General features: G+C 66.3%; 20 protein-coding genes. 10 read left to right on the top strand and 10 right to left on the bottom strand.

Annotated elements, in window-relative coordinates; genetic code table 11:
* Window positions 1–32: 32 nt before the first annotated feature.
* From C438_RS00800 to C438_RS00790, 3 genes are all read right to left on the bottom strand, one after another.
* Window positions 33–1415 (bottom strand): pentapeptide repeat-containing protein, encoded by a 1383-nt coding sequence (locus C438_RS00800; RefSeq protein ID WP_004967318.1) that lies wholly within the window; start codon window positions 1413–1415, stop codon window positions 33–35.
* Window positions 1416–1514: 99 nt separating this feature from the next.
* The gene (locus C438_RS00795; protein WP_004967317.1) at window positions 1515–1874 is read right to left on the bottom strand and encodes a hypothetical protein; all 360 of its coding nucleotides are present in this window, start codon (window positions 1872–1874) and stop codon (window positions 1515–1517) included.
* Window positions 1875–2149: 275 nt separating this feature from the next.
* Window positions 2150–2422 carry a PRC-barrel domain-containing protein gene (locus C438_RS00790; RefSeq protein WP_004967316.1) on the bottom strand — a complete coding sequence of 91 codons (273 nt, stop codon included), beginning with the start codon at window positions 2420–2422 and terminating at the stop codon, window positions 2150–2152.
* A 425-nt stretch (window positions 2423–2847) separates the two neighbouring features.
* On the opposite strand from C438_RS00790, the gene C438_RS00785 reads away from it, so the two are divergent.
* The gene (locus C438_RS00785; RefSeq protein WP_004967315.1) at window positions 2848–3078 is read left to right on the top strand and encodes a hypothetical protein; all 231 of its coding nucleotides are present in this window, start codon (window positions 2848–2850) and stop codon (window positions 3076–3078) included.
* A gap of 40 nt (window positions 3079–3118) precedes the next feature.
* Here C438_RS00785 and C438_RS00780 read toward each other — a convergent pair whose 3' ends face one another.
* From C438_RS00780 to C438_RS00765, 4 genes are all read right to left on the bottom strand, one after another.
* Complete coding sequence (locus C438_RS00780) at window positions 3119–3922, bottom strand: DUF502 domain-containing protein (protein WP_004967314.1); 804 nt, start codon at window positions 3920–3922, stop codon at window positions 3119–3121.
* A 261-nt stretch (window positions 3923–4183) separates the two neighbouring features.
* Window positions 4184–4384: a hypothetical protein gene (locus tag C438_RS00775; protein ID WP_049917654.1), complete on the bottom strand. Its 201-nt coding sequence runs from the start codon at window positions 4382–4384 to the stop codon at window positions 4184–4186.
* Window positions 4385–4653: 269 nt separating this feature from the next.
* Window positions 4654–5259, bottom strand: coding sequence for a hypothetical protein (locus tag C438_RS00770; protein ID WP_004967312.1), 606 nt, complete (start codon window positions 5257–5259; stop codon window positions 4654–4656).
* A 964-nt stretch (window positions 5260–6223) separates the two neighbouring features.
* A complete protein-coding gene (locus C438_RS00765; protein ID WP_004967310.1) occupies window positions 6224–7405 on the bottom strand; it encodes a hypothetical protein in 1182 nt (393 codons plus the stop codon).
* Between the two features lie 197 nt (window positions 7406–7602).
* On the opposite strand from C438_RS00765, the gene C438_RS00760 reads away from it, so the two are divergent.
* Window positions 7603–8775, top strand: coding sequence for a PAS domain-containing protein (locus C438_RS00760; RefSeq protein ID WP_004967308.1), 1173 nt, complete (start codon window positions 7603–7605; stop codon window positions 8773–8775).
* A gap of 102 nt (window positions 8776–8877) precedes the next feature.
* Window positions 8878–9054 (top strand): hypothetical protein, encoded by a 177-nt coding sequence (locus C438_RS19560; protein WP_167321088.1) that lies wholly within the window; start codon window positions 8878–8880, stop codon window positions 9052–9054.
* A 36-nt stretch (window positions 9055–9090) separates the two neighbouring features.
* Here the strand turns inward: C438_RS19560 and C438_RS00755 are convergent, their stop codons facing one another.
* Complete coding sequence (locus C438_RS00755) at window positions 9091–9483, bottom strand: hypothetical protein (RefSeq protein WP_004967305.1); 393 nt, start codon at window positions 9481–9483, stop codon at window positions 9091–9093.
* Window positions 9484–9779: 296 nt separating this feature from the next.
* Here C438_RS00755 and C438_RS00750 point away from each other — a divergent pair, with 296 nt between their 5' ends.
* Window positions 9780–11699, top strand: a complete 1920-nt coding sequence (locus C438_RS00750) for a PAS domain S-box protein (RefSeq protein WP_004967303.1) — start codon at window positions 9780–9782, stop codon at window positions 11697–11699.
* 6 nt (window positions 11700–11705) lie between these two features.
* On the opposite strand, the gene lrp is transcribed toward C438_RS00750, so the two are convergent.
* On the bottom strand, window positions 11706–12167 hold the full coding sequence (gene lrp / locus C438_RS00745; protein ID WP_004967301.1) for an HTH-type transcriptional regulator Lrp: 462 nt from the start codon (window positions 12165–12167) through the stop codon (window positions 11706–11708).
* Between the two features lie 263 nt (window positions 12168–12430).
* Between lrp and C438_RS00740 the strand changes: the two genes are divergently transcribed.
* From C438_RS00740 to C438_RS00720, 5 genes are all read left to right on the top strand, one after another.
* Window positions 12431–13645: a BMP family lipoprotein gene (locus C438_RS00740; RefSeq protein WP_004967299.1), complete on the top strand. Its 1215-nt coding sequence runs from the start codon at window positions 12431–12433 to the stop codon at window positions 13643–13645.
* A gap of 57 nt (window positions 13646–13702) precedes the next feature.
* On the top strand, window positions 13703–15271 hold the full coding sequence (locus tag C438_RS00735; RefSeq protein WP_004967298.1) for an ABC transporter ATP-binding protein: 1569 nt from the start codon (window positions 13703–13705) through the stop codon (window positions 15269–15271).
* A complete protein-coding gene (locus tag C438_RS00730) occupies window positions 15268–16398 on the top strand; it encodes an ABC transporter permease (protein WP_004967297.1) in 1131 nt (376 codons plus the stop codon). Before C438_RS00735 ends, C438_RS00730 begins: the two co-directional genes overlap by 4 nt.
* Entirely contained in the window at window positions 16395–17450 is a 1056-nt protein-coding gene (locus C438_RS00725) for an ABC transporter permease (RefSeq protein ID WP_004967295.1), read from the top strand. The genes C438_RS00730 and C438_RS00725 overlap by 4 nt, the downstream gene beginning before the upstream one ends.
* Before the next feature lie 105 nt (window positions 17451–17555).
* Window positions 17556–18674 carry a TrmB family transcriptional regulator gene (locus C438_RS00720; protein ID WP_004967294.1) on the top strand — a complete coding sequence of 373 codons (1119 nt, stop codon included), beginning with the start codon at window positions 17556–17558 and terminating at the stop codon, window positions 18672–18674.
* Window positions 18675–19126: 452 nt separating this feature from the next.
* Here the strand turns inward: C438_RS00720 and C438_RS00715 are convergent, their stop codons facing one another.
* Window positions 19127–19453, bottom strand: coding sequence for an SHOCT domain-containing protein (locus tag C438_RS00715; RefSeq protein WP_004967292.1), 327 nt, complete (start codon window positions 19451–19453; stop codon window positions 19127–19129).
* Between the two features lie 224 nt (window positions 19454–19677).
* Between C438_RS00715 and C438_RS00710 the strand changes: the two genes are divergently transcribed.
* Window positions 19678–20100, top strand: coding sequence for an ester cyclase (locus C438_RS00710; protein WP_004967290.1), 423 nt, complete (start codon window positions 19678–19680; stop codon window positions 20098–20100).
* The last annotated feature ends 135 nt before the right edge of the window (window positions 20101–20235 follow it).

The following is a 20235-nucleotide window of genomic DNA, read 5'->3' as shown; positions in this document are numbered from 1 at the left end:
GCGGCCGGGCGTTCGACCTGCCCCGACCCACGTCACGACCCGCCGGCGCGCTCGACGGAGATGTCGTAGGCCGCGACCGTGTCGTCGAGGGTCGCCTCGGTGAGCGTCGGGTCCGCGTCGAACCGCGCGCTGGTGAACCGAGCGGGACCGTGGACGACGGTGTCGCCGAACGCCGCGGTGTCCGTCACGTGCGCGTACGCGAAATCCAGCCGCCCGCCGATTTCGACGCCGAAGGTGAGCGTTCCGACAGTGCAGTCCGAGAGGTCCACGTCGCGGGCGACGCGGACTCCCGAACAGAACAGCTCGTCGCCGAAGCGCGCGTGGTCGCAGATGACGCTTTCTTCGACGGCGGCTTCGACCAACCGGACGGGCGATTCGGCCGAACAGACCACGTCGGAGAGGTCGAGTCCCCCGTCGACGGTCGCGCGGACGAACGACGCCGGCCCCGATTCGAACCGCGCGCTCCGGAAGCGGAGCGCCCGGCCCTCGACCGTCGCGTTGTCGAAGTAGACCGGGCCGTCGAACGCGCTGTGAGTGAAGTCGACGGTCCCGCCGCGGGCGGTGAGTCCCGTGCAGTCGACCCGGCCGCCGAAGGCGGCGGTCGTCGCGTCGATGCCGCCGTCGACCGTGAGTCGGGTCGCGTCGACGCCGCCGTCGACCGTCAGGTGTTCGAGCGAGAGGCCGTCGTCGACGGTCGCCGCGGCGGCAACGACATCCCCGCGGACGCGACAGTGCGCCAGCGAGAGCCGATGGTCGCACGTGGCGCTCCCGAGGTCGAGGCGACCGTCCAGCCGGGTGTGGGAGAACCACGCCGGCCCGCCGAAGTACGCCTCCGCGACGGACACGTCGGCGTCGACGGCGCCCTTCCTGAACGTCGCTCCGCCCTCGAAGCGCGCCGCCGTCGCCACGACCGTCTCGGCGCTGAAGCCGGTCGCGTCGAAGCGCGCGTCGAAGCGCGCCTCGCAGAGCACCCAGCGGTCACCGACTTGCAGGTGGCGACAGCTGACCGCCTCGGGCGCGTCGAGGCGTTGCATGCACACCGCGCCGCCGACCGAGACGCGGTCGAGGCGGAGCGCGCCGTCGAGCGTCGCGTCGCGGAGGTCGATGTCCGATTTCACCATCGCGCCGCGGAAGTCCAGCGGTGCGTCGGACGCGGGCGTTGCCCCCGCGAGGTCGATGCGCTCGAACGCCCCACCGATGAACGCCGAGGGCCGCGCGTCGTCTTCGACCGCCTCGCGGAGCGCCTCGGTGACGACCGCGGGCCGCGTTTCCTCGACGGGGCGATGGAAGAGACAGCGGTCGGTGCCGTCGCTCGCGGGGTGCGGACACCGCCACACCGACGGCGACTCGTCGGTACCCGTCTCGTCGGCGGCGTCGAAGACGTGCTCGTAGGCACAGCGACCGGTGTGTTCCACGTCACCCGACCGTTCGTCGGTATCGCGTAAATAGATTGTCACGATGTCGGGCGCGTCGCCCCCTCGGACTCGCGGCCGTCCCCGCCGCGGTCGCTCGGGTCACTCCCCGGCGAACGGAGCGTCGACTTCCGCGTCGCCGACGACGGCCGACAGCGTCGCCGCGAACTCGAAGTCGCGGGCGGGCAACGCGACCATCCGGACCGTCTCGCCGGTGCCGTCGCGGAAGCCGACGACCGTCCGGTCAGGTTTGAGTTCGACGGAGCAGTCGGCGAAGACGGGCCGGTTGAGCTGTATCGTCCGCACCGCTCGCACTTCGTCGGGGGTCGCCTGCGCGCCGTCGTGTCGAATCTGGACGAGTCGCGTCTCGGTCAGGAGCACCGTCATCTCCTCGTAGTGGCTGACCGACCGGAGCGTCTCGCGCTCGCCGACGAACTGGTGAATCGACTCGTAGAAACTCACAACCCGCCTACTCCATCCACTCGTATCAACGTATCTACACAGTAGTTCACCGACGACGAGTTTCCCGTCGGCGCGGGTTGCGAGGCTCACAACCCGCGCTCGAACGGGCGGGCGCCGACCGCCTGTCAGAGGCGAGCAGGCGGGACGGATCGCCGTAACTGGGCAATCGTGCTGTCCACATCCTGACCAACGCGACTGCCCGCCGTACAGTCGTCGGCCGGACTATATCAACGTATGCCTAGCGGCGCGGTCGGTCGAACGCGGAGCCGCCGCGGTCAGTCGGCGGCCCCGAGCGCCGGGTCGCCCGCCAAGACGACGATGTCGGCCATCCCGCGCACGGACTCGAACGGGACCCGGACGCCGCGCGGACCGACCTCCAACTCCTCCGGCGGGTCTTCGACGGAGACGAGAAGCGCGGTCACGCGGTCGTCGTCGAGGTCGACACAGAGGTCGACGGCCTCGCCCAACCGCTCGCCCGAGGCGGTGTACACGGGGCGGCCTTCGATGCTCGGAATCGGTTCGATGCCCGTCGGTGACTGGGGGACCATACCTCCGGTATCGGACGTGTCAATAAAAAATACCTCGGTCGGCGCAGGTCGTGTCGGTCCCGGAGTTCCGACGCCTGCGGTGCGCTCGCCCCGGACGCGGTATCCGAATTCGGCGCGCGTCGCCGCGACTGGAAGGACGTCGTAGGCGCTCGTGGCGGCGTGAACGGCGAATATCCCTAATTTCCGATACGTATTTAGGCACACCTAACAGATAACCATCTGGTCAGGATAATTAAGTCTCGGTGTTCCTTCCGTAGACCCACCACCACTACCGAGGCTTCTGGCCACATTCTGGTCTCCGACGTCGCCCGCGAGCGCGCGCTTTCCCGCGCGGCATCCGTTGAGTCGTCGTCGGACGGTCGGTGTCGCCCTCGTCGCTGGAGGGCGTTGTTCACGTTTATGTTACTGTATATACACTCTCGGATATGGTAGACAATCCGACACGGGCGTACGGCGCGCTGGTCGTGGTCGTCGCGGCGGCCGTCAGCGGTGCCGTCATCCTCTCGGGATTCGTCGCTATCGACTTCGTGCTCGACGCGGTCACCGTCTGGGGCTACATGGCCGCGGTCGGCGTGATGGTCGTCTGCGCGGTCGTCAGTTGGCTGACCGACCTCCCCGGTATCCTGTCGAGCGAGTTCGGAGGGAGCGGCCGGTAAGCCGTCGGAGGACGGCCTCGAAAACGCGACGCTCGCGCGTTCAGTCGTCGTCCCGCTTTTCGTCGGTCGTAATCATCGATTCGCGGATGTCCTGTAACCGCTCGGTGCCGCGGAGTTCGGACATGTTCACGCCCAGCGCGTCCGAGTCCTCGTCGGTGGCGACGCCGCTCGTGAGGATGCTCCGGACGCCCTCCTCGACGGTCATGTCGATGTCGTACACGTCGTCGGCGGGGATGTAGGTGAGCAGGCCGCCGGTGACGGGGTTCGGCGCGAGCGGGAGGAACATAGACACCATCTCGCCGTGGCCGGTCGACTGCTCGATGGTCGCGGGCGAACCCCCCGTCTGGAAGCCCAGCACGTACACGTCGTCGTCGAAACACTGGACGAGTTTCACGTCCTGGAACTCGTCGGCTCCCTCGTCGAGGACCACGTCGCCCATGCGTCGGAAGCTCTTGTACACCGTTCCGACGCCCGGAATCGACGAAATCACGAGGTCGAACACGCCGATGATTTTCTCGCCGTACTGGTTGCGGCCGACGGTCCCCACGACCGCGACGATGCCGAAGAGGACGAGTAGCGCCACCAACTCGGTGAAGAAGTCGACGACGAACGAGTAGACGCCGAGGTCGATGAGGAGGCTGATGAACTCGACGCTCTCGAAGCGGCTGATGACGCCCGCCCAGCGCAGGAGGTCGATGAACGGTTCGAGGGCGTTTCTGACGAAGTCGATGCCGACGCGCAGGACGTACAGCGTGATGACGATGGGAATCATAATCGCCACCCCCGTCAGCAGGGTGTTGTACGCCCGTTCGTACAGCGACTGGCCGGTCTCTTTGGCGCTCACGGCGAGCGTACCCGGCGAGCGCGGAGGGTCTGCGGAGGACACGCCCGGAGATTTCCGTGGGCGGTAAAAATAGTACTGGCAGTCGAACTGTCCGCGTTTCAGACGCGTGTCGGCGCGGGCGCTCGCGGAGCGTCCGGCGAGAAGCGAACCCGTCGAGCGCGACGAAAACGGGGACCGCGAGCGGGCCGGGAAGACCCGAGTACGGGAACCGTGAGCGACGACGAAACCCGAGACGGCGGCCCGCGCCGTCCCGAAGCGGGGTCAGGAGACGACTTCGAACCGACCGACCGAGAGGTCGACCGCGAGCTGTTCGCGCGGGTAGACGAACTCCTCGTCGTCGTACGTCGTCCGGACGGTCTCGTCTTCGATCTCCACCACCGTCTGTTCCGTACACAGCGTCGAATGCCGGATGGTCGACCCCTCCGTGATTACGTGCGGGGCGACCTCGAGCGTTTGCGTCATCATTTCTCTAACGGACGGTATCGAGTATAATTCTTTCGCAGTTCTCGGGTATTGGAGCCCAAATGTAGCTATATATCGATATTGTCGGGTGGATTGTGCACTTTCTGTTGCGGTTGTCTTCACACCGATAGGTGTCGCTCTGACGGACCCGTCCGTCCTAAAGGCGGCAGTCGGGGGCGTCGGACGCGCTCCTCTCGGGTGCGGCACCGCTCTCGGTCGGTACTCGCGTGATTCGACGCGGCCCGCGAGTCTGCGGTCGCCCCGGCGCGTCAGTCGCGCTCGAACGGGTCGGAGTCGGGAAGTTCGTCGTCGAGGACGGCCGCCACGGCGTCGACGAACGGGTCGTGGGCCGACAGCGCCTCGCGGAGCGCCTCGTAGTAGGCGACGGTGTCGCCCGCGAGGAAGTGGGAGTCGACCCGCCAGAGCGTCCGCCCGGTGCCGAACTCGCCGGCCGGGAGGTCGTCGTGTTCGTCGCGCGCCTCGTCGAGCGCCGCGACGAGCCGCTCGCGGAGCGCCGCGTACGGCGAGTCGCCGGAGAAGTCGGCGTTGCCGTGGACGCCGTCTTCGAGGTGGAGTTCGAGCCGGAACTGCCCGCGCTGGAGGGCGCGCGGCGTCGGGTAGTGCTCGAAGTGGAGGTCGTAGCCGCTGTCGCGGCCGCGGTCCCACCCCGCGGGCGTGACGCGGCCCCACGGTCGCCCCGAGTCGAGGGCGTGCCACGCGTGTGCGCCCGCCGGCGGCGACGCCCGGAGGTAGTCGGCCCACTCGTACTGGAGGACCTCACGAGCGAGCTTCGCTACGGCGTCGCGGGTCGCATCGACCTGTAGCTCGTAGTCGAAATAGAAGCTCGTTTCGTCCGCGGTGTCCGGGCCGTTCATACCTCCCTGCTAGACGCCCACACGGATAAAGATTCGACACAGACTCCCGCGAGTCCGTGCGTCTCCCCCGCGAACCCGCGACTGCGTGGGCGTCGGCGGGCAGTTTTGTCAGTTGGCGCTCGCTCAGTCCCCGCGCCGCACTCGCCGTCCGACCCCAAGCAGAGCAACGCACTAGGGGAGCGTCGCGGATAGAGTATAACGCTAGTAACGACGTTATAGTAAGACTGTGAAAACTGTCCGTGGCGCTGTGCGCGAAAACACGATACTCGGTCGGAAGCCGCGCCCAAAAAATAATTACTAATACGATAGGTCACTAAAACTATCATCTGAATGTAAAATTTCGAAGAGACGGTCGGCGACCCGGCTGAATCGGATGGACGAAGACGCACCGGCGCTCACCCGACAGTTTCCCGAAGAGGCCCCCGGCGTCGCGTGCGCGGTCCCGCGTCGCCGTCGGGCGGTCACCGATGCAGGAGTTCGTTCTCAGAACTCACCACTCGGCCGCCGAGACCGGCGAATATCGACGGGAGACGTTCTGCGACGACCTCGGGAACAGCGACGAGAGATGGACGCCCTCGGCGGCCGAATGGGTCAACGCGAAACGTCTGTCAGTGTCCGGTTTCGTGCCGTTCGAGCCGTGTGCCGTTCGTGCCGTTCGAGCCGTATCCGCACCTCGTGCTCGTGGGTTCCGGACGGCACGCGGTCGGGTGTCGAACGTGCTGGTCAGCCCGACTGAGTGTGTCTCTCGGGCGTACTCACCGACGCCGGTGACCGCGCTCCCGGCCGAGGTGCGGAGCGCGTCACGGCCGCACAGCGAGAACTATCAAATTTCAGCTATATTATGGATACAGAGATATTCGGTCGTCTTTCGGGGTAGTTCGGCGTCGCTTCCGGCGTCGGCCGTCGCGGACGGGACGCTCCTCCCGCCGCGCCGGTGGTCGTCCGGCCGGTTCACTTGGAAGGTTCACTCGGACTCTCCGTCGAGCGCGGCGCGCACTCGCGTTCGAACGTCGGTGGGACTCGCCGCCGACCGGTCGCGCCGGGCCATCCGTCCGGTGACGAGGTCGAGGAGGTCGAGCGCAGTCAGGACGTCGCGGACCTCGGCGCGGTCGAGTCCGAGGCGGCGCTCGACTTCGTACAGCGTCTTCGCACCCGCGACGGCCGCACACACGTCCTCGGTCGAGCAGTCGAGCGAGGCCACCGACGCGGGAAGCGGCGGGAGGTCAGCCGGCCCCGTCGGGCCGGCGGCCGCCTCGCCTCTCGCCTCGGCTGGCGAGTCTGCCCCGGCCGAACTCTCGTCGTCAGCGACGCGCGACTCCGGTGTCCGCGCCCCGTCGCCCGCGTCGCTTGTCCCGCTCGAAGCCGTCGTCTCGGTCGACTGCCCGTAGGACTCCGGCTCGTGAATCCCGCGTCGAATCATCTGGTTGCGAACCGTCTGCGGGGTCACGTCGACGCCGAGAGCGGCGGTCATCTCCTTGAACGTCTCGCAGGTCTCGTAGACCTCCCGAAGCCGAACCGGGTCGTGGTGGGCCGGGACCGCGTCGCGCTCCGACTCCGGCTCCGGCTCCGCATCTGCGCCCGCATCCGCGTCCGCTTTTGCGTCCGCGTCTACCGCCGGCTCCGTCGTCGTGCTGGCGTCCGCGCTCGCCTCGGTTTCGGCTTCGGTGTCGTCACTCCTCGACGCGGATGCAGGTCGGTCGCCCTCCGGTGTTCCGTCGCTCTCCGTCGAGATTGCGGACTCCATCGTCGGTGGCGACGCGCCGGCTCCGACGGGAGCGCCACCCGCCGCGTCGCGCGTCCCGGAACCGTCGGCTCGGGCGACCGTCGGCTCGGTCGGCTCGGAGTCGCGGCCGGTCGACGCCGATTGCGGGTCGGTGTCGCCGCTCGCCGGGGGTGCGAGCGCCACGTCGAGTCCGAGTCGAAGCCGGCCATCTGTGACCGACGCCGACGGCGACGAGACGGAGAGCCGGTCCGGGTCGACCGCGCACTCCGACGAGAGGTCGTACTCGACGGTGACCGAGGCCACGGCACCGTCCACGGCCGAGTCTCTCCCGCTCGCCAACTCGAGCTCGCAGACCGCTCCGGTCGTCTCCGTAACCTGTTCGAGAACCGCCGCGAGCTCTCGGACGTTCCTAACCACTTCCATATGGTGATGTCAACTGTGTCACATCGCATATAATTTATTGCCGTCGGGATAATCTAGTAATATATATTCTATACAGACGTTCGCTCGCTCGCCTTCCGATGGCGAGTCGAGTGGCTCGGGCTCGTCCGGGGCGCTCGGTCGTCGCAGATGACCGGCGCCCGAGCTGTTTTTATGCCTTGAAGCGACGCTACAGACGTATGGACGTGTCTCCACTCCACGGTATCGCTCCGTTCAGCGCGGAGCGACGCGCGATGCGAATCCTGCTGGTCGACGATAACGAGGCGATGGTGGAGCTGTCCGCGACCTTTCTCGAACGCGAACTCGACGACGCCGAGACGGCGACGCACACCGACCCCGGGTCGGCGCTCGACGAACTCGTCGGCGGGGAGTACGACTGTATCGTCAGCGACTACGACATGCCGGGGATGGACGGGCTCGAACTCCTGACGGCGGCGCGCGAGCGGGGCATCGAGCTCCCGTTCGTCCTCTTTACCGGCAAGGGAAGCGAGGAAATCGCGAGTCGCGCCATCTCCGCCGGCGTCGACGAGTACCTCCAGAAGGGCGGTCCCGAGGAGTTCCCCGTCTTGGCGAACAAGGTCTCGAACCTCGTCGAGAAGTACTGGGCCGAGACGCACATGCGACGCGGCTTTCTCGCCATCGAATCGGCCGAGGAGGGAATCGGCATCATCGACGGCGACGGCGTCTACCAGTACCTCAACGAGGCGTACGCCGCGCTCTACGACCGCGACCGGACCGAACTCATCGGCGAACACTGGGCCATCCTCTACCCGGACGACGAGGCCCGGCGGTTCCACGACGAAATCCTCCCGCAACTCGAAGCCGAGGGGTCGTGGCGGGGGTTTTCGACCGGCCTCACCAAGGGCGGCGAGCCGGTTCCGGAGCGCCTCGTGCTGACGCAGATGGACGACGGGGGACACGTCTGTATCGTTCGGGAACTCACCGAAATCGACGCGCTCCGGGCGGAAGTCGAACTGAAAGACCGGGTGCTTGACGCCGTCGACGTCGGCATCGCCGCCATCGACCCCTCGCTACCCGACGATCCCGTCGTCTATCTCAACGAGGCGTTCGAGACGCTCACGGGCTACGACGCCGAGTCGGTGACGGGGCGCAACTGCCGGTTCCTCTACGGTCCCGAGACGGACCCGGAGGCGGTCGCCGAGATTCGGTCGGCCGTCGAGGCCGGCGAGCCGATATCCGCGGAGATTCGCACTTACGACGCCGACGGCGAGCCCTTCCGGAACCGCCTCGACATTCGCCCGATTCGGGACGCCGACGGCGCGGTCGAGTTCTTCGTCGGCTTCCATCGCCCGGTCGACGCCGACGACGCGGACGGCGTGGACTCGTCCTGACGCGGTGGTCGGTGGTCCGCCGCAGTCGCCGACGATTTACTGGAAACGATGGGGTGTCGAAGCGAGTAAGAACTACAACCGCGACATGCGTCAGTTGGACTCGTGTCTCGACGCGCCCGCCTCCAACAGTTCCTCGTCCTCGCCGCGTTCCTCTTCGCAGTATACTGGGTCGTCGACGGCTCACCGCTCATCGCGGGCGGATGGGTCATCGTCGGACTGCTCAACCTATACACGCTCAGACGCGAGGCTGAAGCGGGAGACGACACGCTCGACGCGTGACCGCGGAAGAAAGTGGGGTGTCGGGTCGGTCCGTCGTTACTCGTCCGAGGCGCGCTTGAAGAACGCGAGCGCCGCGCCGAACAGCGTCAGGTTCTGGAGGAACGACGTGAGTTCCTCGTCGCGGGCGTCGTCGTCGACGGCCCAGAAGTCGTGCATCGTCGGCGTGACGCCGGCGAAGAACGCCGCGACGCTCGCGGAGGCGAGCTTGGGGAGCTTCCAGAGGCCGATGCCGATACTCCCGCCGAGGAGCAGGCCGCTCGCGGCGGGGACGAGGCGGTCCGCCTCGGGGACGCCCTTCGCCTCCGCGTAGGCGATGCGGCCGTCGAGGTCGGTCAGGTTGCGAATCGCCAGGACGGCGAGGCCGCTCGCGAAGAGGGCGCGGGCGAGCCGCGATGGCGTGTTGGGTTCGGATTCGTCGGGGGTTGTCATCACCGTTTGAAAGCGGATTCAAAATTATAAGGGCTCTGGTTACGAACCACTCGATGCGTTTTTATTGTTCCCGCGTTCGCCTCCCGAATCCGCGTTCCACCGTCGCCGGACTCGCAAGCGCGCGAACCAGTAGTGCGCGGTCGACGTACGACGGGCGCGCGCTTCTCGCCGTACCGACGCGCGCTTCTCGCTTGACGGTCTCTCGTCGGTCGGAGGGAGTCCGACGCGGCTGTGATTGCGGCACGTCCCCATCTAGCACCACCATTATGGTGTCTTGGCGTCATGTTCCGCCGCGTATGGATTCGTCTCGTAACGCGTCGCGTTCGCTCTCGGTGTCGGCGTCTATCGACGTCCTCTACGTCGAAGACGACCGCGACTTCGCGGCGCGCGCCGCGTCGCAACTGGAGCGCGAGCGCGGGCGACTCACCGTCCATACCGAGTCGGACCCGCGGGCCGCGCTCGACCGAATTCGGAGCGGTGACGCGGCGTTCGACTGCGTCGTCTGCGGCTACGACATGCCCGACCTCGACGGCCTCGACGTGCTGTCGCGGGTCCGCGACGAGTTCCCCGAACTCCCGTTTATCCTCTTTACCGAACGGGCGCGCGAGGAGATAGCGGGTGAGGCGATATCCGCGGGCGCCGAGTATCTCCGGAAGGGCGACGACGCGACCCAGTACCGACTCCTCGCCGCGCGTATCGAGAACGCCGTCGAGCGCGTCCGGACTACTCGGGCATCGCGGAGCGAGACGCTCGAAACGCGCCTGTCGGTCAGGGAACGAGCGATGGACGAAGCGCCCGTCGGAATCGTCCTCACCGACCCCCACGCGGCGGACAACCCCATCGTCTACGCCAACGAGCAGTTCACCGAACTCACCGGGTACGGCCGTGACGAAGCCCTCGGTCGGAACTGTCGGTTCCTGCAGGGCGAGGCGACCGACGAGGCGTCTATCGCCGAACTCCGGGAGGCGGTCGAAGACCGCGAGCCCGTGACGACCGAACTGCTGAACTACCGCAAGGACGGCACCGAGTTCTGGAACCGCGTGCGCGTCGCGCCCATCTTCGACGACGACGGCGGAATCGACTTTTTCGTCGGCTTCCAAGACGACATCACGCCGCGGAAGACCTACGAGGAGCTCCTGCGTTCGAACACCGCCCGGCTCGAAGCCCTGTTCGAACACTCGCCGGACCTCGTCGTCGTCCACGAAGACGACGGCACCATCCAAGACGTGAACCAGCGGATGTGCGAGGAACTGGGCTACAGCGAGGCGGAGCTCGTCGGCAAGACCGTCTGGGACCTCGACCCCTCCTCCGAACGGGACCGCTCGGAGTCGTTCTGGGCGGACCTCCCGGCGAACGAGCCACAGCGGTTCGAAGGCGCGCTCGAACGCCGCGACGGCACGACGTTCCCCACCGAGGTGCACCTCATCCAGCTCAACCTCGCCGGGGAGGACCTGTTCGTCGCGATGATTCGCGACATCAGCGAGCAGAAGGCACGCGAGGCCGAACTCGTCGAGCAGAACGAGCGACTCGACCGCTTTACGAGCGTCGTGAGTCACGACCTCCGCAACCCACTGCAGGTCGCGATGGGCCGGCTCGAACTCCTTCGAGACGACTGCGACAGCGACCACCTCGACGATATCGACCGCGCGCTGGACCGCATGGACGACCTCATCAGCGACCTGCTCGTGCTCGCCCGCGACGGCGACGACGCCATGACGGTCGAACCGGTCGCGCTGTCCGACCTCGCGCGGACGTGCTGGCAGAACGTGGTGACCGACGGCGCGACGTTGGCCGTCGAGACCGACACCGTCGTCGACGCCGACCGCGACCAACTCCAGCAACTCCTCGAAAACCTGTTTCGGAACGCTGTCGAACACGGTTCTACAGGCAACCAGACTGCGTCTGATGACGCCGTGGAACACGGTTCCACGGGCAGTCGGACTCCGTCCGACGGCGCCGTCGAGCACGGTTCCGCCGACGGCGGCGTGACCGTCACCGTCGGCGAGACCGACCGCGGGTTCTTCGTCGAAGACGACGGCGTGGGAATCCCTCCGGAGGACCGCGACACCGTGTTCGAAGCCGGCTACACCACGTCGCCGCAGGGGACCGGCTTCGGCCTGAACATCGTCTCACAGGTCGCGGCCACACACGGCTGGGAGGTGACGGTGTCGGAGGGAGCCGAAGGCGGTGCGCGGTTCGAGTTCCGCGTCGACTGAGCCGCCTCAGGCGTCGTCGTCGCCGAGGCTGAACTGCTCGTTTTCGGAGACCGCGTTGAGGACGACGCTCGTGTTCGACTCCCGAATCGGGGCCTCGCTCAACAGCGCCTTAATCTGGCGGTTCATGTCGTCGGTGTTTTTGAACTTCCCGACGGCGAGCACGTCGTAGTCGCCGGTGACCTCGTACACCGACACCATCTGTGGCTCGTCGGCGAGCAGTTCGGTGACCTCCGAGAGGGCGCTCCCCTCTACTTTGAGGTGCATGACCGCGGTCACGTCGTAGCCCAGCGCGTCGTAGTCGACCCGGGGCGTGTAGCCCTCGATGATTCCCTCGTCTTCGAGGTCTCGCAGGTGGTTCGAGACGGTCGTCACCGACACGTCGAGTTCTTCGGCGAGGCTCCGGAGACTGCGCCGCCCGTCTTCGAGGAGCGCGTTGATGAGGTCGGAATCGAGGTTCTCGTAGGTCATCTCCGAGTCTTTTGCGTGTGATTATCATTAATCCCCCGGTCTAAATTGACGATTCGGTGAATTGTCGCCCAGTCGCGTTCGGAAACTAGGTCGAGCGGACGCCGAACGGCCCCGCGCGCGTCCGGGTCTGTACGACCCCCGTCCGTTTACGGGCGGACGTGCGATAAACGAATATCTCACACTTTCATCTCACCCGTTTACCATGCGAAAATAGCGCATAATTATTTATGTTACTCAGGATTGAGTGAGTCTGAGGCAACACAATGGCAACAAGGGACACCGGTGCAGGCGATTCGGCAGGCGAGACAGGGACACAGGAGACACGACGCGGCGTCGAGCGCCGCGACGTTCTCAAATCGGGACTCAGCCTCGCGGCGATAGCTGGGGTCGCGGGCTGTCTCTCCGGGGGCGACTCCGAAGAGACCACGACGACCGCCGCGGACGACGGCGGCGGCGACGACTCGGAGACAAGCGGCGAGACGACCGAAAGCGGCGGGTCGGGCGGCGAGACGACGAACGTCGCTATCGTCTCCAGCCCGGCCGGCTTCGGCGACCAAGCGTTCAACGACCTCGCGCTTCAGGGGCTTCAGACGGCCGCCGAGGAGTACGACATCGAGATTCAGCAGGTCGAAGAGACGAACCAGTCGAACTACCAGACGGTTCAGTCTCGACTCGCCGAGAGCACGAACCCCGACTACGACCTCGTCGTGCTGGTCAGCTACAACCACACGCAGGCGCTCCAGACGAACGCCGAGGCGTACCCGGACCAGAACTGGATGCTGATAAACGACTCCGTCGACCAGCCGAACGTCGCGGGGTACACGTGGGCGAACCACCAGATGTCGTTCCAGGCGGGCGTGCTGGCGGGGACGATGACGACCCGCGAGCTCTCCTACGAGGGGAACTCGCTCGACCCGGACTCGTCCACCGTCGGGTTCGTCGGCGGCGTCGACGGCTCGCTCATCAACGCCTTCGAGCGCTCCTACCGCGCGGGCGTCGAGTGGGTCGACGAGAACGTCGACGTCAGAGTCGGCTACATCGGGAACTACACCGACACGCAGACCGCCAACAACATCGCCACTTCGCAGTACGACGCCGGCGCGGACATCGTCTACCACGCCGCGGCGGCGGCGGGACAGGGCGTCTTCCAGGCGGCGCAGGACGCAAACCGGTTCGCCATCGGCGTCGACGCGGACCAGTCCGTCACGCTCCCCGAGTACGAGGACGTCATCATGGGCTCTGCGGTGAAGTACATCAACGAGGGGACCTACGAGGTCGCGGAGGCCACCGTGCAGGACAACTGGTCGGCGGTGCAGGGCGCGAACATCCTCGGTCTCGAAGAGGATGCCGTCCGCGTCGTCTTAGGGCAGGCGGTCGGCGGCGAACTGCCGGACGTGGTCACGGAGAACCTCGAAGCGGCGAGAGAGGCCATCATCAACGGCGACGTCACCGTGCCGTGTAGCGCCAGCGGCTGCTAGCGACGCCGCCATGGCACCACCTCGCAGGGTTTTCACCGACAGCGTAGACTCCAACCCATGACAGACACGACCGCACCAGCAGTTCAGCTCACGGACATCACGAAACGCTTCGGCGACGTCGTCGCCAACGACAGCGTCGACCTCACGCTCGACCGCGGGTCGATTCACGCCGTCGTCGGCGAGAACGGGGCTGGAAAGACGACCCTGATGAACGTCCTGTACGGCCTGTACGAGCCGAACGAGGGGACCATCGCCGTCGACGGCGAGCCCCGTTCGTTCGACTCCCCCAGAGACGCCATCGCGGCGGGCATCGGGATGATTCACCAGCACTTCCAGCTCGTCGACAACATGACCGTCCTCCAGAACGTCGTGCTCGGTCACGAGCCCTCGTCGCGGGGACTCGTCGACGAGCAGGCGGCCCGCCGTCGCATCACCGAAATCTGCGACACCTACGGCTTCTCCGTCGACGAGCATCTCGACACGCCAATCGAAGAGCTCGGACTCGGCATCCAACAGCACGTCGAAATCGTCAAGAGCCTCTATCGAGGCGCCGACACGCTCATCCTCGACGAGCCGACGGCCGTGTTGACGCCCCAGGAGGTCGAGGGGCTGTTCGACGTGATGGAGGCGCTCACCGCCGACGGGCGGTCGCTCATCTTCATCACCCACAAGCTGGACGAGGCGATGCACGCGGCCGACGACATCACCGTCCTCCGGGACGGGAGCGCCGTCGGGACGGTCGACGCGGCGGAGACGTCGCAGAACGAACTCGCCCGCATGATGGTCGGCCGCGAGGTGCTTTTCGACGTCGACTCGGCGGAGGGAACGCCCGGCGAGGTCGCGCTCACCGTCGACGGCGTGACCGTGCGCGACGAGCGCGGGCTCGAACAGGCCCGCGACGTGAGCCTCTCGGTTCGGGAAGGAGAGATTCTCGGCATCGCCGGCGTCGAAGGCAACGGCCAACAGGAGCTCATCGAGGCCATCACCGGGATGCGAACCCCGGAGCGGGGCACAGTCTCGCTTCAGGGGCGCGACATCACCGAGCTGTCCCGTCGCCGCCGCATCGAAGACGGCATCTCGTACGTCCCCGGCGACCGGCTCGAAGAGGGCCTCGTTCAGGACTACACGCTCGTCAGGAACGCGCTTTTGAGCAACCAGACGATGGACGCCTTCTCCGACGGGCTCTTTCTCGACTGGCAACGCATCGGCGACCACGCCGACGAGATAATCGACGAGTACGACGTGCGGCCGCGGAACCCCGAGGCGACCGCGAAATCGCTCTCGGGCGGCAACCAACAGAAGTTCATCGTCGGCCGCGAGCTCGAACGCGACCCGTCGGTGCTCGTCGCGGCCCACCCGACCCGCGGCGTCGACATCGGCTCTATCGAGTTCATCCACCAGCGGTTTCAGGACATGCGGGAGGCGGGCGTCGCCATCCTCCTCGTCTCGTCGAAGCTCGACGAGGTCCAGAAGCTCTCGGACCGCACGGCCGTCATGTACGAGGGGTCGGTCGTCGACACCGTCGACCCCGACGACGTGACCGAAGAGGAACTCGGCTTACTGATGGCCGGGCGGGCTCGGGACGGCACCGAACGCGCGGCGAGCGGCGTGGAGGGTGACGCGTGAGCGACGCCGCGACCGGCGTCCGGTCTCTCGCGGACCGCATCGCCGACCACATGCTCGACGCGTCGGTGCTCGAACGCGTCGTCATCGCGCTCGTCGCCACCGCGCTCGCGTTGCTCATCGGCGCGGTCATCGTCGCCGCCTCGGGGTACGACGCCGTCGAGTTCGTCTCGTCGCTCGTCTACGGCGCGGTCGGGAACGCCTCGAACCTCGCGTTCATGCTCCGACAGTCGTCGATGCTGATTCTGACGGGCGTCGCGGTCGCGGTCGCGTTCCGCGCGGGCGTGTTCAACATCGGCGTGCAGGGCCAGTTCGTCGTCGGCGGCTTCGCGGCCACCCTCGGCATCCTGTTCGCCGCGCCGTTGCTCCCGAACTCGTCTATCTCCGCGGTTCCGCTGATGGCGCTGGCCGCGCTGTTGGCGCTGGCGGCCGGCGGCGCGTACGGGGCGCTCCCGGGGATGATGAAGGTGTACGCCGGCGCGAACGAGGTCATCACGACCATCATGCTGAACTTCATCGCCTCGGGCGTCGTCTACTTCCTGCTCGACGCGTACCTCCGCCCGGAGGGGGCGGCCGCGCCGAACACCGAACAGTTCCCCGACTACGTCGGGCTTCCCGGACTCGTCTTCGAGAGCCCGTCGTTTTCCATTCTCGGACTCGGGGTGGCGCTCCTGACGGTCGCCGTCGTCTATCTGGTGATGGACCGGACCGGCTTCGGCTACGACCTCGTCACGAGCGGCTACCAAGAGCCGGCGGCCAAGTACTCCGGCGTCGACCCCAAGCGGATGATCGTCCGGACGATGACCATCTCCGGGATGATCGCCGGCCTCGCCGGCGCGCTCTTCGCGATTATGATTCTCGGCTACTACAGCGACCCCAACACGTTCCCCACGTTCGGCTTCGACGCCATCGCCGTGAGCCTCCTCGCGGCGAACAACCCGCTCGGCGTGATTCCCGCCGGCCTGCTTTTCGGCGGCCTCGACGCCGGCGGCCAGTACATCGGCTTCACGCTCGACGTGCCGAGCGAACTCGTCGACGGCGTCATCGGGCTCATCGTCCTGTTCGTCGCCGCGCCGGAGCTGTTCCGCGCGGCTGGACGGTACACCTCGCTCGGAGGTGACCGCGAATGAGTACCGCTCGAACGCTCGTCGACGACCGCCGGACGCTGGTCGGCGTCCTCGGTGCGCTCGTCGCCGTCATCGCGCTCCTGCTTTTCGTCGACCTCCCGGGGTCGGACCTCGTGACGGTCGGTGCGCTCGAACGCGCCCTGCAGGCGGCGACGCCCATCGCGCTCGCGGCCATCGGCGGCCTGTACGCCGAGAAAAGCGGCGTGTTCAACATCGGGCTGGAGGGGTTCATGATATTCGGCGCGCTCGTCGGCGCCGCGGTCGCGTGGCTCCTCGCCGGCGGCGACGGCATCACGCAGGCGCACCTCTGGGCGGCCTTCGTCGCGGTCGCGCTCGTCTCCGGCGTGCTGGCGACGCTGTTCGCCGTCCTGTTGATTCGGTACGAGGCCAACCAGATCGTCGCCGGCCTCGCCGTCTGGTTCATCGGGCTCGGCTTCGGGCCGTTCGCCGCCACGGTGCTGTGGGGCGGCGTCTCCAGCCCCTCGCTCCCGAACATCGACGCGGTTTCGGTGCCCGTCCTCGCCGAGATTCCGGTTCTCGGACGGCTGTTCTTCGACGCCTCGCCGCTCGTCTTGCTGACCATCGTTGTCGCCGTCGCGGCCTGGGTCGTCCTGTTCCGCACGCGCTACGGCTACTGGGTCCAGGCGGCCGGCGAGAACCCGGAGGCGCTCGACACCGCCGGCGTCGACGTCAACCGCGTCCGCTATGCGACGGTCATCTTCTCCGGCGTCATGGCCGGTTTGGGCGGCGCGGTCCTGTCTATCGGCATCGGGAGCGGGTTCACCGGAACCGGCGTGACGATGGTCGACGGCCGCGGCTGGATAGCCATCGTCGCGTACCTCTTCGGCAACTACAACCCGCTCGGGACCTACGGCGCGTCGCTCCTGTTCGGGGCGATGGACATGCTCCAGATTCAACTGCAGACCATCGGTATCTCGCTTCCGGGGAGCATCACCGGGCTGTTCCCCTACGTCGCCGTGCTCGTCGTCCTCGTCGGCGTTGGCTACACCCGCGTGCCGTCGGCGGTCGGCGAGTCCTACGACACCGAGGAGTAGCCCCCCTCGCGGGGCCGCCGCTTCGACGCGACGCCGCCGGCGCGTCGCTCGTAGTCCTGTCGCCAACGAACAGTTCAATTATCGGTCGTCCCGAAAGACGGGGTAGTGACCATCGATGAACCAACCGTTCGCGAACGGCTGAAGGCGTTCGGTTTCTCCGACAAAGAGGTCGACACGTACGTCGCGCTCTTGGAGCGGGGCGAGGCGAAAGCGAGCGACCTCGCCCAGCGCGCCGGCGTGTCCAAGCGCTACGTCTACAACGTCCTCGGGGAGTTCGAGGACCGCGGCCTCGTCGAGGTCAACGACCACGAGACGCCGACGACGATTCGCGCCGTCGACCCGGCGGTCGTCGTGAGGGAGCTCTCGAACCAGTTGTCCTCGCTCGAAACACAGCTCGAAGCCATCCACAACCCCGACCCCGGCGAGGACCGTCGCTACGAGGTCATCAAATCCAAGTCCACCGTGAAAAAGCGCATCGCGTCGCTGGTACAGCAGGCCGAAAACGAGGTCAACGTGTCGGTGCCGGCGTCGTTGCTTCCGGACCTCGCGCCCGAGCTGGCGGCCGCCGTCGACCGGGGGGTGCTCACGCTCGTCCTCGCCAACGGCCACGGGGACGACGCCGTCTCGGAGTCGGCGTTGCAGGGGCTCGGCAGTGTCGTCCGGTACTGGGCCGACGGCGGGCCGATGCTCGTCTGCGTCGACCGGACCCACGGGCTGTTTTCCCCGCCGGAGTTCGTCATGGGCCGGGGGTCGAACCATCAGGCGATCAGCTTCACCGAAGACCGCCTGTCCCCCGCGCTCGTGGGGTCGTTCCTCGGCAACTACTGGCCGCTCGCAGAGGAGATTTACCTGCACGAACCCGACGAGCTTCCGGCGACGTACGACCGCTTCCGACACGCGATTTTCGCGGCGACCCGGTATCAGAAACGCGGCTACACGCTCGTCGCGGAGCTCGAACTCAGACCGGCGGACTCGAACGAGGCGTTCGAAACGCGCTCGGGGACGATTACCGACATCACGCAGGGGCTCGTGAAACCGACGACGAACTCGATTCCCATCGAGAACTCGTTCACCATCGACGACGGCACCGAACAGCTGACCGTCGGCGGCCCCGGCGCGATCGTCGAACCGTACGAGGCCAGACGCGTGACGCTCGACGTCGTCGAATCCGCCGGACAGTCGGTCTCGGAGCTCCTCGACCGCTCGGACGCGTTCGACCGCTGACGACCGCCGCCTCCCGTTTCACGAGTCTCTGCACCGAGCGGACTCGGGCGTCGCGGTCGCGGTCGTGCCTGAATCTATCTGGGTGCTGATGAAAACACCGCCAAAGACAGATACGGCTACGAATATATCCGAAATGAATAATTGACTGAGGAGTTGTACTTCTTCGGATTAGTAGCGGAATCCGTTCTGTCACGGGACTACAAAGTCTACTCTGAAGTGCCGAGTTATATTCTGCTTCTGTGAGTGATTCTGTTTCTGAGCAGAATGTGTTGTTCTCTTAAGCGACTATGGATGCGATATATGAACCGGTTGTTTCTCTCATGTCGACACTGTGAAAACAGATAGAAAAGTAGACACGGTCTCAGAATATCGAATATCTGATATCAGTTGTTCGACTTCGACAACGTATCTGATTTTGGTACGTTCGACGGGTTCTCTGCGCGAACCCCCGTCTATCCCCACTCCAGATTCAACGTGGCCGCTCGGTTTGCAAACTCCTCGTCGTCGATTTCGCCGCGTGCATACTGCGTTCGGAGGTCTTCCATGGCACTGTCGGCTTCTTTCGGGGGAGCCGCCTCGGTACTGTCCGCTCGTACGCGACTGACGTACGCGAGACTCACCCCGGCGAGTACGACCAGGAGGAGGAGACCGAGCGCGAGCCACCACGGTCCCATGCCCCCGGTGGCCGTCGCGCCCCCCGCGGCGACCCCGTGGCCGCCGTGAGGACCCATCGGACCGTGTCCACTCCACTGGAGTACGACGGTCGCCGTTTCGATCATCTTTCTCACCTCTACGTAACCGTAGACTCGCGGACCGTATCAACTCTCGCCGTGATTGTCGCTCGCTGGGAACGTCCCTGTCTGGTTGTCCGAATCGCTGTCGAATCGGTCTGTCCACGCCACCGTTCTGCTCCCTCCGGAGAGAAACCGGTTCTCGACCCACGAGAGATGTCTGACGATTATATGCCGGTTTGGCACCTCTCTCTAGCGAGGTGTTTAGACCAATGACCTCGAACGTCTCGACCAGACACGAACAGCCCATGAGCGCCTATCTCGCGCTCTGGAACGGTGCGGACTCGAACACAGACGCCGTCTCCGATTCGTTCGTCGCCTACGAGCCGAGCGCTCCCGGTGGTGAACTGCACGGTCCGGATGCGCTCGGCGCGTACGTCCGCGAACTTCGGACTGCGTTCCCCGATTTCACAATCACTCCCGAAGTCCTCCTCGAAGACGCCGAGACGGTCATGACCGAATGGAGGGCGACGGGGACCCACGACGGCGACTTCAACGGCCTCCCCCCGACCGGACGCACGTTCGAGCACAAGGGTATGTCCGCGTTCGTCATCGCCGACGGCAAGATACAGGAAGAGCGGATGTACTACGACCCGCGGGAGATCGCCGAGCAACTCGGCTTCCTCGAGGAGTGAGCGTTCCGCTCGTTTCACCACGCAATCTTCCGCTGTGGTCACCGTCCGACGTCTACGACTCCCACAGCCGATTCGGGTTGTGGTGTGGCAGTTGCATGGCTGTGAGACTTCGGTCAGGTCACGGCGATCGGACGA

Origin of the sequence: Haloferax denitrificans ATCC 35960 (assembly GCF_000337795.1) — an archaeon.
In the GTDB taxonomy this organism is placed as follows: Archaea; Halobacteriota; Halobacteria; order Halobacteriales; family Haloferacaceae; genus Haloferax; species Haloferax denitrificans.
This window is presented reverse-complemented; position numbering and strand designations above follow the sequence as displayed.